General features: G+C 68.2%; 13 protein-coding genes. 2 read left to right on the top strand and 11 right to left on the bottom strand.

Annotation, left to right across the window (positions count from 1 at the left end):
• Nucleotides 1–244: 244 nt before the first annotated feature.
• The 8 genes from OG558_RS26810 to OG558_RS26775 all read right to left on the bottom strand — a co-directional run bounded on the left by OG558_RS26810 (nucleotide 245) and on the right by OG558_RS26775 (nucleotide 6,817).
• Complete coding sequence (locus OG558_RS26810) at nucleotides 245–1,093, bottom strand: acetylxylan esterase (RefSeq protein ID WP_405065485.1); 849 nt, start codon at nucleotides 1,091–1,093, stop codon at nucleotides 245–247.
• 4 nt (nucleotides 1,094–1,097) lie between these two features.
• Nucleotides 1,098–2,024, bottom strand: a complete 927-nt coding sequence (locus OG558_RS26805) for an acetylxylan esterase (RefSeq protein WP_405065484.1) — start codon at nucleotides 2,022–2,024, stop codon at nucleotides 1,098–1,100.
• Nucleotides 2,025–2,411: 387 nt separating this feature from the next.
• Nucleotides 2,412–3,533 (bottom strand): tRNA dihydrouridine synthase DusB, encoded by a 1,122-nt coding sequence (gene dusB, locus OG558_RS26800; RefSeq protein WP_405065483.1) that lies wholly within the window; start codon nucleotides 3,531–3,533, stop codon nucleotides 2,412–2,414.
• Nucleotides 3,534–3,535: 2 nt separating this feature from the next.
• Entirely contained in the window at nucleotides 3,536–4,213 is a 678-nt protein-coding gene (locus tag OG558_RS26795; protein WP_405065482.1) for a hypothetical protein, read from the bottom strand.
• A gap of 2 nt (nucleotides 4,214–4,215) precedes the next feature.
• Nucleotides 4,216–5,601, bottom strand: a complete 1,386-nt coding sequence (locus OG558_RS26790; RefSeq protein ID WP_329475368.1) for a glycine--tRNA ligase — start codon at nucleotides 5,599–5,601, stop codon at nucleotides 4,216–4,218.
• Between the two features lie 91 nt (nucleotides 5,602–5,692).
• The gene (locus OG558_RS26785; protein ID WP_405065481.1) at nucleotides 5,693–5,983 is read right to left on the bottom strand and encodes an antibiotic biosynthesis monooxygenase family protein; all 291 of its coding nucleotides are present in this window, start codon (nucleotides 5,981–5,983) and stop codon (nucleotides 5,693–5,695) included.
• A gap of 10 nt (nucleotides 5,984–5,993) precedes the next feature.
• A complete protein-coding gene (locus OG558_RS26780; RefSeq protein WP_405065480.1) occupies nucleotides 5,994–6,326 on the bottom strand; it encodes a hypothetical protein in 333 nt (110 codons plus the stop codon).
• The gene (locus OG558_RS26775; RefSeq protein ID WP_405065479.1) at nucleotides 6,323–6,817 is read right to left on the bottom strand and encodes a hypothetical protein; all 495 of its coding nucleotides are present in this window, start codon (nucleotides 6,815–6,817) and stop codon (nucleotides 6,323–6,325) included. The genes OG558_RS26780 and OG558_RS26775 overlap by 4 nt, the downstream gene beginning before the upstream one ends.
• Before the next feature lie 76 nt (nucleotides 6,818–6,893).
• Between OG558_RS26775 and OG558_RS26770 the strand changes: the two genes are divergently transcribed.
• Nucleotides 6,894–7,202, top strand: a complete 309-nt coding sequence (locus OG558_RS26770; RefSeq protein ID WP_329475365.1) for a DUF6703 family protein — start codon at nucleotides 6,894–6,896, stop codon at nucleotides 7,200–7,202.
• A gap of 2 nt (nucleotides 7,203–7,204) precedes the next feature.
• On the opposite strand, the gene OG558_RS26765 is transcribed toward OG558_RS26770, so the two are convergent.
• On the bottom strand, nucleotides 7,205–7,747 hold the full coding sequence (locus OG558_RS26765) for a TetR/AcrR family transcriptional regulator (protein WP_405065478.1): 543 nt from the start codon (nucleotides 7,745–7,747) through the stop codon (nucleotides 7,205–7,207).
• Nucleotides 7,748–7,844: 97 nt separating this feature from the next.
• On the opposite strand from OG558_RS26765, the gene OG558_RS26760 reads away from it, so the two are divergent.
• Nucleotides 7,845–9,074 carry an FAD-dependent monooxygenase gene (locus tag OG558_RS26760; protein ID WP_405065477.1) on the top strand — a complete coding sequence of 410 codons (1,230 nt, stop codon included), beginning with the start codon at nucleotides 7,845–7,847 and terminating at the stop codon, nucleotides 9,072–9,074.
• On the opposite strand, the gene eboE is transcribed toward OG558_RS26760, so the two are convergent.
• Together eboE and OG558_RS26750 are read right to left on the bottom strand one after the other, a co-directional pair.
• Nucleotides 9,071–10,222: a metabolite traffic protein EboE gene (gene eboE, locus OG558_RS26755; protein WP_405065476.1), complete on the bottom strand. Its 1,152-nt coding sequence runs from the start codon at nucleotides 10,220–10,222 to the stop codon at nucleotides 9,071–9,073. The genes OG558_RS26760 and eboE overlap by 4 nt on opposite strands.
• A 108-nt stretch (nucleotides 10,223–10,330) precedes the next feature.
• On the bottom strand, nucleotides 10,331–11,635 hold the full coding sequence (locus tag OG558_RS26750; RefSeq protein ID WP_405065475.1) for a YibE/F family protein: 1,305 nt from the start codon (nucleotides 11,633–11,635) through the stop codon (nucleotides 10,331–10,333).
• Nucleotides 11,636–11,637: the final 2 nt, after the last annotated feature.

Here is an 11,637-nt window from a genome sequence, read left to right as displayed (position 1 = left end):
CGAGCTGCGCTGGTCATCCGCCCCGGGCTCCTCCAGGTCGCGGCGATCGCCCGACCCGCGCACCTCCGCGCCGGGGCGATCATCCGACCCGGACTCCTCCGGGTCGAGGCGGTCATCCGGCCCGGACTCCTCCGGGTCGAGGCGGTCATCCGGCCCGGACTCCTCCGGGTCGAGGCGGTCATCCGGCCCGGACTCCTCCGGGTCAAGGCGGTCATCCGGCTCGGGCTGCTCTGGGTTGGGGTGGTCATGTGGTGATGAACTTCGAGAGAGGCTGGACGCCGGAGAGTTGGGCCAGCCAGGCGTCCAGGTAGTCGTTGTCGGTGCCGTCGAGGTGGGTGAGTTTGTAGACCTCAGCAGATGGCAGTGCCTCGATGAGCGAGGCGCACCAGTCGGGGTCGTCGACGGCGAGCAGCGTGCGGGCGGTGACCGCGGGTGCGTGCCGGGCAGGGTCGAAGTAGGCAAACGTATTGTCGACAATCTGCGCCGACGACCCCGCCCGCAGGTGATCGTTGATCTCCTCGAGTGGGTAGTAACTGGACTTCAGCCGAGCCTCCATCGCCCGGTAGAACAGCAACTCCGCCACCCGGACCGCGCTGAACCCGGGCCGCCGCGCAGCCGTCAGCACCGCCAGATCGTCGCCACTCACGGCCACCCGCGCGGTATCCACCTCCGACAGACTCATCAGGAACTCGGCCGCCCGCAGACAGTCCGCTGCGATCCCGCGATAGATGTACGACGCCGGGTCGTCGATGCCCATCGTCAACAATCCCGGGTACGCCGCCGAGAACCCTTCGTCGGCCAGCCGCTGACCACGGTGCATCAGACCGAGAACGACGTACCGGCTGCGATCGTTCGGATGGGGGACGTGGTTGACGCTCCCGTAGCGGGGCGTCTGGAGCAGCGCGGGGAACGGCCCTTCGCCGGCCGGGATGCTGAGATGACCGAAGACGCGGTAGGGCCCAATGCTGGTGAGGCGCACGGTGTAACTGTTCGCCTCGTCAGTGGTCCGGGCCGGCACGAGATCGAGCACCGGCCGGGAGGGTATCGCGGCCAGTTCCTCGTCGACCGCGGCCCAGTAGTTGTCGAAGTTCATCGGTTCACCGTCCCGGACTGAGGTGTTCGGCAAGGAAGTCCTCCACGATCCGCATCACGCCGGGCAGCCCGGCGTGGTGGGCGCAATGCGGGTAGGTATGCAAGGTGGTCTCACAGGCCAGCACACGATGCAGCGCGAACCCGGTCTCCGGCGGGCAGACGTCGTCCTCGAGCCCGAGGTAGAGCAGTGTCGGCGCCTGCACCTTCGGCGCGAAGTTGAGCCCGTCGTAGTACGCGACCGTCTCGCGCACGCGGTCGACGTCCTTCGGGTGCACCCGCAGGTACTCGTTGATCTCCTCGTACGGATACGACCGGGTGAGCGTCGGAGCCGTCATGATCCCGCACAGGTACGGCGCTCCCGCGGCAACGCACCGGATCACGTCGGGCATCAGCGCGGCGGTGCTGATCCCAAGCCCACCGCCCTGGCTCGACCCCTGCAGTCCGATCCGTAGATTGTCGACTTCCGGACGATCGAGCAGGACCTCGACGGCGCGCACCACGTCGAGATAGAACCCGCGGCACCCGTAGGTGTTGGGATCGACGATGTTGTGCGTCAGTAGCCCCGGATAGCCGGGGTTGAACACGGAGTTCGACCGCAACTTCCCCCGGGGCGCCACCGCGAGAGCGGCGTACCCGAGCTCGGACCACTCCTTCGGGATGGTCGGCTCGGAGATGTAGCCGGGGATCGTGACCAGAGCCGGGTACGGCGCCGGCCCGCCGCGCGGGACCGTGTACCAGCCGGCGATCCGCAGACCTCCGTAGCTCGTGTAGCGCAGATCGTAGACAATCACCTGGTCCGTGGAGAGTGCGGGCATCTCGGTCAGCACCGGGTCCAGCGGGTACGACGCGCAGTCGGCCAGGCCGGCCGCCCAGAAGTCGTCGAAGTCGTCCGGCAGCTCGACCTCGACGGTCGCGTTCTCGGGGTCTCTCAAGAGCGTTCCTCTCGATGGTGGGGTCGTGCTGGTGGTCCCGCGCCGTCGCGAGCAGGTGCTCGGTGCGGTGCATCGGCGTACTGGTGCGAAGGCCTCGATGTGGTTCCATCGTGGCCTTGCACCGGCCGCGGAAACACAGGTGATGTGCTGAGCGGGCGGCCAACACCAGTGGGCTGGGACATCCTTCGGTGGCCGGGGACATGAAATAACCCATCCCACCCCACCACGTCCTGTCCAAGGTCCCCACTTCCACCCCCCCAGTCGGACCAGCTACACCCGGCCGCCACACCCAGCCCGTGAGAGCGATGTGCGGCGTCGCCGGAGGCGGCTACCGGAACAGCCGCCGCTGGAGGCGGGAGCATTTGTTGACCGCCGGAGGTGGTGTCCTCAGCCGCCGGAGATGCCGAGTTCTGCGTCGGCTAGGTCGGCGGTTAGGCCGTCGGTGTCGTCGAGCCAGCCTTGCGGGAGGACGATGTGGTCGCGGGGGCTGCCCTGGCGGCCGCGGGGAGCGCCGAGTTCGGCGACGGGGAACGGGACGCTGGGGTCTAGTTGGGCTAGCAGATCGTCCAGTTGGGCAAGGGACTCGACCATGCCCAGGGCCGCGCGGAGCTCGCCGCCGGCGGGGAAGCCCTTCAGGTACCAGGGGACGTGTTTGCGGAAGTCGCGGAGGCCGCGCGGTTCGCCCATCAGATCCGCCAGCAGTTCACCATGCCGGCGCATGACGACTGTGACCTCGCCCAGCGTGGGGAGGTTGAGGGTCTCGCCACCGGCGAAGGCGGCGGCGAGGTCGCGGAAGAGCCAGGGGCGGCCGAGGCAGCCGCGGCCGACGATGACGCCGGCGCAACCCGTCTCCGCGACCATCCGGAGCGCGTCGCCGGCTTCCCAGATGTCGCCGTTGCCGAGCACCGGGATGCTCACGTGCTCCACGAGCGCGGCGATCTTGGTCCAGTCGGCCTGACCCGAGTACGCCTGGGCCGCCGTACGGCCGTGCAGCCCGATCGCCGCGGCGCCCGAGTCCTCGGCGATGCGGCCCGCGTCGAGGTACGTCTGGTGGTCGAGGTCGATCCCGATCCGCGTCTTCATCGTCACGGGTACGCCGTACGGCGTGGCAGCGTGGACCGCCGAGCGCAGGATCGCGCCGAGCAGGTTGCGCTTCCACGGCAGTGCGGCGCCACCGCCCTTGCGCGTCACCTTCGGGACCGGGCAGCCGAAGTTCAGGTCAATGTGCGCAACGCCGTACTCGTCACAAAGGATCTGCACCGCGCGGCCGATGTACATCGGGTCAACGCCGTACAACTGCACCGACCGGACCGTCTCACGTGAGTCGAACGTCAGCATGTCGAGCGACTTCTGGTCGCCCTCGACGATGCCGCGCGACGTGATCATCTCGCACACGTACAGCCCGGCGCCCTGCTCGGCGCACAGCCGCCGGTACGCCGCGTTCGTGATGCCGGCCATCGGCGCCAGCACGACGGGCGTGTCGATCGTGAGGTTGCCCAGCTTCAGCATGACTAGGCCTTCGTCACCAGGACCTGGCCGTTGCCGGAGACCTGCGCCTTGTACGGCTGGACCGCGTTCCCCGTCGTGGTGACATCGCAGGCGAGCGGCGGACCGGCCGACTTCACCACCGCAACGTCCTCCATCGTGCAGGTGACCTTCGCCGCGCCGGAGACCGTGCGGAGGACCGCGTCGACCACCTTCGGCTTCACGATCGCAACCGACTCGGAGGTGAATTTGTACGAGGCGCTGTACTGCTGAGCGTCGATCGTCAACGTCCCGCTGTACGACTTCCCGGCGTACGTGACCGTGCAGGTCAGCTCATGCTTGCCGGGCGTCTCGGCCTTCTCGATGCCCGGGCACTTCACCGTCGTGGTGGCGGCCTTGCCGGCCGTGATCTGCGCCTGCTTGGCGATCGCGAACCGGATCCGGTCGGCCAGCGGCGCGTCGTCCGCCGGCGCGCCGGTGACCTTCGGCGTCGGCCACGGCTTGGATGGCGTCGGCAGCGCGGTCAGCGACGGCGTCGACGCGGTCGGGATCGGCGCGCTCGAGCTTCCCGCGGGCGCGGACGGCCCGGGACTGTTGCCCGCCTCCGGCTTGGAGTCCGAGCACGCTGCCAGCAAGAACACCGCGACCGCGGACAGCCCGAAAACGGCCAGCCCGAAGCGCAACCGCTCCCGCGTGAACATCATCGTCAGCAACCCACCAGGTGCTGGGCGAGGTAGCCGGTGACCTCGGTCAGGGCGACGCGCTCCTGCTTCATCGAGTCGCGCTCCCGAATCGTCACCGCCTGGTCCTCGAGCGTGTCGAAGTCGACGGTGATGCAGTACGGCGTACCGATCTCGTCCTGCCGACGGTACCGGCGGCCGATCGCGCCCGCGTCGTCGAAGTCCACGTTCCAGTTCTTCCGCAACTCGGTGGCCAGATCGCGCGCCTTCGGGGACAGATCCGCGTTGCGCGACAACGGCAGTACGGCGGCCTTGACCGGCGCGAGCCGTGGGTCGAACCGCAGCACCGTCCGCTTGTCCACGCCACCCTTGGCGTTCGGCGCCTCGTCCTCGGTGTAGGCGTCGAGCAGGAACGCGAGCACGTTGCGGGTCAGGCCGGCCGCGGGCTCGATCACGTACGGCGTCCAGCGCTCGCCCTTCTCCTGGTCGAAGTACGACAGGTCGACCCCGGAGTGCTTGGAGTGGGTGGACAGGTCGAAGTCGGTCCGGTTCGCGATGCCCTCGAGCTCGTCGAACTCCTTGCCGCCGAAGTGGAACCTGTACTCGATGTCGACGGTGCGCTTCGAGTAGTGGCTCAGCTTCTCCTTCGGGTGCTCGTAGAACCGCATGTTGTCCGGGTTGAGACCGAGGCCGGTGTACCAGTCCCAGCGGGTCTTCAGCCAGTACTCGTGCCACTCCTCGTCCGAGCCCGGCGCGACGAAGAACTCCATCTCCATCTGCTCGAACTCGCGGGTGCGGAAGATGAAGTTGCCCGGGGTGATCTCGTTGCGGAAGCTCTTGCCGACCTGGGCGATGCCGAACGGCGGCTTCTTCCGGGCGGTGCCCATCACGTTCGCGAAGTTGATGAAGATGCCCTGCGCGGTCTCCGGGCGAAGGTAGTGCAGGCCCTCCTCGGACTCGACCGGGCCGAGGTAGGTCTTGAGCAGGCCGTTGAACATCCGCGGCTCGGTGAACGTGCCCTTGTTGCCGCAGTTCGGGCAGGCGATCTCGGCCAGCTTGACGTCGTCGACGTCCTTGTTCTTCCGCCGGGCGTAGTCCTCGCGCAGGTGGTCGTCGCGGAACCGCTTGTGGCACGACTGGCACTCGGTCAGCGGGTCGACGAACTCGGACAGGTGCCCGGACGCCTCCCAGACCTTGGTCGGCAGGATCACCGACGAGTCCAGGCCGACGATGTCGTCACGGCTGGTCACCATCGCCCGCCACCACTGGGTCCGGACGTTGTTCTTCAGCTCGACACCGAGCGGCCCGTAGTCCCAGGCCGACTTGGTTCCGCCGTAGATCTCGCCGCACGGGTACACAAAGCCTCTCCGCTTACTGAGGCTGACGACGGCATCGACGGTTTCCACGGGCACTTTGAGACTCCAGAACAGGCCAGTAATGAACACACTTGCACTTCGGAAGGGTCCAGGCTATCGGTCCGAGGCGGCCGTCGTCGCATCAGTGCTACGGAAGCAACTCGGCGAGGTCCTCATACGCGGTCGGCTCGTCGACAGCCTGGGAAAGGAGCGGTACGGCGGTCAGCTTCACCTCGTACGGCGACAACGCCCGGCGATAGCTGCCGACGTTCTCCCACTCCATGTTCAATGCCAGCAACTCCGGGTCATCGACATTCCGCCCGACCTGCGCCGAGACGAACCCCTTCTGCTTGGCCAGCACGTCGATGGCAGCCCGCGCTCGGACGGCGAACTCGGCCTGCGCGTCCTCCCCCACCCGGAACCTGATCACCACGAACACGCCCGCCACCCTAGTTCACCCGCTCCGGCCACCCGGTCCCCACCGCCCGCCCAGGCCGCCCCTCCGCCCCGATTTCCCGAAACACCAGTCGATAGTCGGCACTCTGCTGCGGATCGGATTGCAGATACGCCGTCACACAATCCCGCAGATCCCGCTTGCCAGGCTCGTATCCGAGCGCGTGGTGCCCGTCGGCGGTCCCGGCCGCGAGCTGGTCGATCAACCGGAGGGCCTGCTGCCGGAGGAACACCCGGCCGGGATCCCGCCGCGCCTCGGCAGCCAACCGGCGCAAGTCGTCGACGAATCCACTCGTCAGCAACAGCTCGTAGCCCGGCCCACGACTCACGGGTTGTCGCCTTCACGGCGAATCTTCTCCAGCTCCGCGACCGACTCCGGCCCCATCAATTCAGCGATCTCGTCCACGGTGAACGGGCGGCTGTCTGGGAGGGGTTGGGTGGCGTAGGTGCGGACTGTTGGGTCGTCGACTACGCCTGCGGGTGGCTCATCGTCGCCTCTGAGGTGGCGGTACTGGGCGACGGACAGCACGACCGCCTCGGGCACGCCGGACTCGCCCCATACCACCGGCGCCCCGTCGCCGGCGCGCGCCGCGGCCACCACCGCGGCCAACTCCCCCGCCAGCCGGCCCGGCTCCAGCACCTCCGCACCCACGACGAACTTCGACTCACCGCCGAGGTCCTCGAATTCGTCGTACGTGAGCACGACGGCCTCCGGCACGCCCGCGCCGAAGCTGAAGGCGCGCGTCCGGCCGGCGCGGAAGCGGGTCAGGATCGCGGGGAGGTCGGCACGGACGTCGGCAACGGAAGGCAGATCGGTCATGCCCTTGAATGTATTGGTTCGCGCTGCGGGGCGTCCGGAGTTATCCACAGCTTCGGCGGCCTGGAACAATAGAGCAATGAGTTCCCAGGGCAGTCAGCCGGTGAGTCCGCTGCGGCAGCGGATCACCAAGTTCAGCTATCCCTATATCGCCCGGCTGCACAGCATGCCGAAGCTCACCCTGCCCGGCATCACCCTGGTCCTCGCGCTGGTCGGTGTCTTCGGCCCTGTCGCCCTTGCCGTCCCCGCGCTGATTCTGCTGGCACTGCTGTTGTCCTGGCTCGGCTTCCTGTCCTGGCCGGTCGTCGGCACCGGCGCCCGCCTGCTCCGGATCTTCTCGATCCTGGTGATCCTGCTCTTCGCCGTTTCCCGCATCGCCAACGGCTGACGCTACGGGCGGCCCAGGCTGTCGTACGCCGCGTCGACGGCAGCGGATCGCAGTTCGTCGACCGGGACGTGGTCGATCATCACCGCGCAGTCGGAGAGCCCACCGATCGCGACCATGCAGCGGACCTGGTCGGCGAAGGCCGGGGCCGGGCCGATCAGGAGGTCGGCGAGTTGCCCGCGCCATTGGATGAAACGGTCGGCGAGTTTCAGCTCGTGCAGGACCGCCAGGTCGCGGATCGCCAGCTGGATCAGCGTCCGATGACGGTAGGCGAGGTCGAAGTACGAGCCCAGTAGCTCCCGTGCCTCGACGGGGGCGGCCGCCTGCTGTTCGGCGGCGTACGCCTCGAAGTCCTCGACCAGTGGCTGGACCAGGCTGTTCAGCAGGTCCTCCCGCGAGGCGAAGTGGTAGTAGAGCGCCGGCTTGGTGACACCGAGGCGGTCGGCGATGTCGCGCAGGCTCGTCTGCTGGACCCCCTGCTCGGAGAACAGCTCGATCGCGACCCGCTGGATCCGCGCCCGGGTGTCCCCCGTCCGTTGTCTCGGCATACCGCAAAGATTAACTGACTTTCCGTTAAGTAAGCCATTGACACGGCCACAGTCGAGCACTTACTTTCCGTTCAGTAAGCGAACCAAGGGGGTTCCCATGAAGATCCTGATCTCGGGTGCGAGCGTGGCCGGTCCGGTGCTCGCCTACTGGTTGCACCGCTACGGTTTCGAGCCGACCGTCGTCGAGCGCACCCCGGCGATGCGGCACGGTCTCGGTGGTCACGCCGTCGATCTGTTCGGCCCGGGCGCCGAGGTCGCCCGCCGGATGGGCCGCTGGGACGCGATCGAGGCGGCCCGGACCCGGATCGAGTCGATGACGATCGAGCGCTTCGGCAAGCGCCCGGTCCACGTCGACCTCAGCCGCCTGTACGCCGGCATCTCCGGAAGTCACGTGGAGATCCTCCGCGGCGAGCTCACCAAGATCCTGTCCGACGCCACCCGCGCCGGCACCGAATACGTCTTCGGCGACTCGATCGCGACCCTGCACGACGACGGCGCCGGCGTCGACGTCACCTTCGAGTCCGGCGACGAGCGCCGGTTCGACCTGGTGATCGGTGCCGACGGCATGCATTCGACCGTCCGCCGGCTCGCGTTCGGCCCGGAGGAGTCGATGCGCCGGCCACTCGGCGGCTACCTCGCGGTGTTCTCGATGCCCGACGTCCTCGACCTCGGCAACGGGATGGTCGCGCACTTCTCCGTCGACCGGATCGTCGCCGGGTACGGCGTTCACCAGACCGGCCAGACCCGCGCGGGCTTCCTGTTCCGGACTCCGCACGAACTGCACTACGACTACCGCGACAAGGGCGAGCAGAAAGCCCTGCTGGCCAAGGAGTTCCGCGACTACGGCTGGAAGGCGCCACTGCTCCTCGAGCACCTACCCGCGGCCGAGGACTTCTATTTCGACTCCATCTCGCAGATCACGCTCGACACCTGGCAGCGCGGCCGGATCGGCCTGGTCGGCGACGCCGGCTTCTGCCCGGCACCGGCTGTCGGTGGCGGCACCAGCCTGGCGGTCGTTACGGCGTACATCCTGGCCGGCGAGCTCGCAGCGGCGCGCAGCGATCTCCCCTCCGGACTGCGGAACTACGAGAGGACGGTCCGGCGGATGGTCGACCTGAGCCGGGCGATCGGGCCGAAGGTGATGCGCACACTGATTCCCGGCAGCCCGACCGCGCTCAAGCTGATGCCGTTCGCGGCGGCCGCCGTACCGAAGCTGCCGACCTCGGTGCAACGGTTCATCTGGTCGCAGAACGCCGTGGGCAAGGCCCTCAGCTCGGTGCCGCTTCCCGACTACTCCGACCTGACCAGAGTGCCGCGCGCGGCCTAGTCGATCGCCTGCAATCCCAGCCCTGTCAAGCGATCGCGAAGCCACCGCAGTTCCTTGGCGATCCGCTTGGCCAGCTGCTGCTTTGTCTTGGGAGGGCGCGGCCACGCGTAGACCTCGGACTCCAAGTGATGCGTGAGTGGATGGCCACCGCCGACCAGTCTGGTCAGACAGTCCTCCAAGGCAAGAGTTGTCGCCGAGAGCGGAGGTGGCGGCGCGGTGTGGGCGGGGACGTGGGCATGCATGCGCCAGGCCGAGTGCCCAGACAGCTCGTACGCCTGCGCGACATCGTCCACCCCAGGCCCACCCCACTCACGGACCTGCCGCAGGTACTTCGGAGTTCCGAGCTGTCCGAGCGCATAGCGACCGGCAGCGTCGGACGGGTCCACCAACGTCGGCGCCACCGCCAGTTGTCCCTTCACCACGTCAACGCCGGCCCGCCACAGTGTCTCGAACGCGTCCGCGGGCTCCTCGAACTGCACCGCGAGATGACACGCGTCCAATCCCAGTCCGATCCGCGACAGACCGCCGTACGGACTGGAATATCGGCTCAGCCAGGCGGCGGCCTGGCCGATCATCTCGAGGACGCAGCCGGGTTCGGGTTCGACGGCGATCCGGATCCTCCGACCCGTCCGCGTCTCGGTCCGGGCGAGGTGCTGCTCGACACCGTCGAGCGCCTTCCGGGCCGCGGTGTCGCGCGCCTTCGACCACGGCACGCGCCACGCGAGCGGCAGCGTCGAAATCGATCCGTACGACGCGTCCGCCGGGAGCAACTCGGCCAGGACGTCGACCAGATCGAGGGTGTACCGGAGTCGCTCGGGCTCGGTCCAGTCCGGGCAGAACACCTTGGTGCCGACGACCTGGTCGGTGAAATGTGCGTGTGGGATGCCGTTCAGCGTGACGACTTCCAAGTGGTTCCGGGTGAGCGATCGACGCAACTTGTTCAGCGAGGACGGCGAGTTCGCCAGCCGATCGGCCACTGGACTCGCGAGCCACAGACCGATGCCGAGCACCGGCACATCCAGCTCCACGCGGACCCGCCGCGCGCAGCCGTCGAGATCGGCGATCACCCCGTCGAGGTCGTCGGCCGGATGGACGGTCGCGCAGTACCCCACATGGACGGTCGACCCGTCCCGATGACGGAACCTCATCAGCACTCCTCACCCCGTATAGCCACCGAAGGTAGTCGTGAGCGGACCCTCTGTGACCTAGCAGAACAGTAGGAGCCCGAGGCCCTGGGCGGAAGGGGTGATTTTCAGTTAGCCCGCGTGGATGTGTTCCGGCTCCGCGGTGACCAAGTCGCGCGAGCGGTCCGCGACCGCCATCGCCGCGAGCGCGGTGGTCAGCGGGACGGCCGCGATGATGCCGAGGCTGCCGACGAGGCCGCGCACCACTTCCATCGCGACCAGTTCGGTCGAGACGACGTATCGGCCGGGCAAGCCCTGGATGGCGAAGACGAGCAGGATCGGCATCGCGGCACCGGCGTACGCGAGGACGAGGGTGTTGACCACCGAGGCCACATGGGTGCGGCCGATGCGCAAGCCCGCGCCGACCAGCTCACGCCGGTTCGCGGCCGGGTTCGCTGCGGACAACTCCCAGACCGCGGCCGCCTGCGTGACTGTGACGTCGTCGAGCACCCCCAACGCACCGATCACCATCCCGGCGACCAACAGTCCGGTCAGGTCGATATCGGGCGCGAACTGCTGCGCGGCCGACGCTCCCTCGGACGCCCACCCACTCAACTGGCAGAGCTTGGTGAAGAACCAGCCCAGGACCACGGTCAGCCCCAGCGCGGCGATCGTTCCGGACAGCGCAATCGAACTCTCTGCATTGATCCCGTGCGTGAGGAACAGCGCTATCGCCATGATCACCGTGCCACCGACGACCGCGACCACCAGCGCGTTCGAGCCCTTGAGGATCGCCGGCATGATGAATTGCGTCAGCATCACCGCGGTCACCGCCAGCGCGATCAACGCCGCGAAACCACGCCAGCGCGACAGCGCCACGACCGCGATCGCGAAGATCACCGTCAGCAGCAACAACGGTTTCGTCCGGTCGTGGTCGACGTACTGGTACCGGTCGGCGATCGTCGTCGCGCCGGCCACCACAGCGAGCATGACCGGCTGACCGACCTTGGGCGGGATCGGGACCTGACCGCCCGTCGGGACCTGGACCGGCACCGCCTTGGCCTTGTCCGCGCCGGTGGTCAGCTTCACCGTCGCCAAGTTGCACTTGTCCTTCGGATCCGGGCACGCCTTGAGCGCGGTGACCTCGCCGCGGGCGGTGTTGGTCTGGTACGACGTGACCTTGACGCCACCACCCGGCCACATCACGATCATCGCCACCACGGCGGCCGTGAGCAGCGGGATCAGTACGGCGGCGACCACGATCCGGACCCGCCGGGCGACGATCGCGTCCGAGTCCACCACCGAGGTGTCGACCACGTGGTCGCCGTGCCCATGCCCGTGACCATGCCCGTGACCATGGCCGGCGGGAATGTCGAGCTTGCGGCGGCGGTTGCTCCGGTGGTCGGCGCGCCGGCGCCCGACAGTACGGCTGGCCATCG

Source organism: Kribbella sp. NBC_01510, from assembly GCF_045040325.1.
Classification (GTDB): Bacteria; Actinomycetota; Actinomycetes; order Propionibacteriales; family Kribbellaceae; genus Kribbella.
This window is presented reverse-complemented; position numbering and strand designations above follow the sequence as displayed.

Excerpts from the sequence above, each read along its gene's own strand:
- OG558_RS26810 (WP_405065485.1), bottom strand. The coding sequence starts at position 1,093 with ATGAACTTCGACAACTACTGGGCCGCGGTCGACGAGGAACTGGCCGCG.
- dusB (WP_405065483.1), bottom strand. The coding sequence starts at position 3,533 with ATGCTGAAGCTGGGCAACCTCACGATCGACACGCCCGTCGTGCTGGCG.
- OG558_RS26795 (WP_405065482.1), bottom strand. The coding sequence starts at position 4,213 with ATGATGTTCACGCGGGAGCGGTTGCGCTTCGGGCTGGCCGTTTTCGGG.
- OG558_RS26775 (WP_405065479.1), bottom strand. The coding sequence starts at position 6,817 with ATGACCGATCTGCCTTCCGTTGCCGACGTCCGTGCCGACCTCCCCGCG.
- OG558_RS26770 (WP_329475365.1), top strand. The coding sequence starts at position 6,894 with ATGAGTTCCCAGGGCAGTCAGCCGGTGAGTCCGCTGCGGCAGCGGATC.
- OG558_RS26765 (WP_405065478.1), bottom strand. The coding sequence starts at position 7,747 with ATGCCGAGACAACGGACGGGGGACACCCGGGCGCGGATCCAGCGGGTC.
- OG558_RS26760 (WP_405065477.1), top strand. The coding sequence starts at position 7,845 with ATGAAGATCCTGATCTCGGGTGCGAGCGTGGCCGGTCCGGTGCTCGCC.
- eboE (WP_405065476.1), bottom strand. The coding sequence starts at position 10,222 with ATGAGGTTCCGTCATCGGGACGGGTCGACCGTCCATGTGGGGTACTGC.
- OG558_RS26750 (WP_405065475.1), bottom strand. The coding sequence starts at position 11,635 with ATGGCCAGCCGTACTGTCGGGCGCCGGCGCGCCGACCACCGGAGCAAC.